This window comes from Streptomyces sp. WELS2 (genome assembly GCF_013870595.1).
Taxonomy (GTDB): domain Bacteria; phylum Actinomycetota; class Actinomycetes; order Streptomycetales; family Streptomycetaceae; genus Streptomyces.
The window spans coordinates 1-2,064 of sequence record NZ_JACBWZ010000990.1 but is presented as its reverse complement, the minus strand read 5'-3'; the positions used below and the strand labels follow the sequence as shown (position 1 = coordinate 2,064).

The window sequence follows — 2,064 nt, the reverse complement described above, 5'->3', positions numbered from 1 at the left end:
CAGGCCGCGGCACGGGTCGTCCGCACCGTACCGATCCGCGCGGGGAGCGGCGGACCGGTCCCGGTCCGGACCGCGCCGTACGCCCCACCGGCCGAAACCTTCAGGGAAGGACTCCCTCCGTGGCAACGACAACCCCCGCCCGGGGTGCCTACACCCCGCCGCCCGGCGGCTCCGGTGCCGCGTCGAACGGACGCGGCACATGGCGCAGCCGGCTGTGGCGCTTCGACGACAAGGCGTCGCCGTACGCCTACATCGCCCCCTTCTTCCTGATCTTCGGCGCCTTCGGGCTCTATCCGCTCCTCTACACCGGCTGGATCGCCCTGCACCGGGTGGAGATGACGGGCCTGAACCAGTCCGAGTGGGTGGGCTTCGACAACTTCACCAGGATCCTCCAGGACGCCGAGTTCTGGACCGCCGTCTCCAACACCTTCATCATCGGTGTCATCTCCACCGTGCCGCAGCTGCTGGTGGCCCTGGGCCTCGCCCACCTGCTCAACTACAAGCTGCGCGCCAGCACGTTCTGGCGGACCGTCATCCTCACCCCGTACGCCACCTCGGTCGCCACGGCCGCCCTGGTCTTCGCGCTGGTGTTCCGCGCCGACGGCGGCATCCTCAACTGGGTGCTGCACTTCTTCGGCGCGGGCAACATCGAGTGGGGCAACGGGACCTGGACGTCCAAGATCGCCATCTCGGTCATCGTGATCTGGCGGTGGACCGGTTACAACGCCCTCATCTACCTGGCCGCGATGCAGGCGGTCCCCACCGATCTGTACGAGGCCGCCTCCATCGACGGGGCGTCGCGCTGGCAGCAGTTCCGCAAGGTGACCATCCCCTCGCTGCGCCCGACGATCCTGTTCACCATCGTCATCTCGACCATCGGCTCGATGCAGTTGTTCGGTGAGCCGCTGCTGCTCCAGGGCGGCACCCTCGGCTCGATCGGCGGCAGCGAGCACCAGTACGAGACGCTCAGCATCTACCTGTTCAACTACGGCTGGAAGCTGGGTCATCTGGGACCGGCGGCGGCCGTGGCCTGGGCCATGCTCGTCCTGCTGCTGCTGATCGCCCTGATCAACTGGATCGTCGGCCGGTTCGTGCGCAAGAACGCGGCCTGACGGGAGCGACATCGATGACCACGACCAGTCCCACCAAGACCTCGGCGCCGGACCTCGTCCCGGCACCGTCCCCCTCCGCTCCCGGCAAGGGCCCGGGCCGTCTCCGCCTGGGCGCCGGCCAGCAGTTGCGGGGCGGCCCCTTCACCTACGCCGCCCTGATCGTCGTCGGCCTCGGCTCGATCTTCCCGCTGTACTGGACGCTGGTGGCCGCCTCGCACGACCAGCAGCGGGTCCTGGACAGCCCGCCGCCGCTGGTGCCGGGCGGCAGGCTGTGGAACAACCTCCAGGCGGCCTGGGACCAGGCGAACCTCGGCAAGGCCATCGTCAACAGCGTGATCGTGGCCGGCAGCATCACCGCCGCCACCCTGTTCTTCTGCACCCTCGCCGGCTACGCCTTCGCCAAGATGCGCTTCCGCGGCCGGAACGTGCTGATGACCGCGGTCATCGCCACGCTGACGATCCCGCCCCAGCTCAGCGTCGTCCCGCTGTTCATGATGGTGTCGGACATCGGGTGGAGCGGAAAGCTGGAGTCGGTGATCTTCCCGACCCTGGTCGGCGCGTTCGGCGTCTTCTTCATGCGCCAGTACCTCGTCGAGGCGCTGCCGTACGAGCTGATCGAGGCGGCGAAGGTGGACGGGGCGAGCAACATCCGCATCGTGTGGAGCGTGGTGCTGCCCGTGGCCCGGCCCGCGATGATGGTGCTGGGCATGCTCACCTTCGTCCAGGCCTGGAACGACTTCTTCTGGCCCTTCCTCGCGCTGAACCAGCAGAACCCCACCATCCAGGTGGCGCTCGGCCAGCTCAGCGCCTCCTACACGCCCGACCAGAGCATCGTCATGGCCGGCGCGCTGATCAGCACCCTGCCGCTGCTGCTGGTCTTCGTGATCTTCGGCAAGCAGATCGTCGGGGGCATCATGGCGGGCGCGGTCAAGGGCTGAACCCCGGCCGCGGG

At 68.6% G+C, this 2,064-nt stretch carries 2 protein-coding genes; both read left to right on the top strand.

Going from position 1 to position 2,064, the window contains the following annotated elements; all coding sequences use genetic code 11:
• Positions 1-119: 119 nt before the first annotated feature.
• Positions 120-1,112, top strand: coding sequence for a carbohydrate ABC transporter permease (locus H5J33_RS32660; RefSeq protein ID WP_181798332.1), 993 nt, complete (start codon positions 120-122; stop codon positions 1,110-1,112).
• Positions 1,113-1,126: 14 nt separating this feature from the next.
• Complete coding sequence (locus H5J33_RS32655; RefSeq protein WP_181798331.1) at positions 1,127-2,050, top strand: carbohydrate ABC transporter permease; 924 nt, start codon at positions 1,127-1,129, stop codon at positions 2,048-2,050.
• The last annotated feature ends 14 nt before the right edge of the window (positions 2,051-2,064 follow it).

Bases quoted from the DNA above. Each gene is read 5' to 3' on its own strand.
- H5J33_RS32655 (WP_181798331.1), top strand. From the start codon at position 1,127: ATGACCACGACCAGTCCCACCAAGACCTCGGCGCCGGACCTCGTCCCG.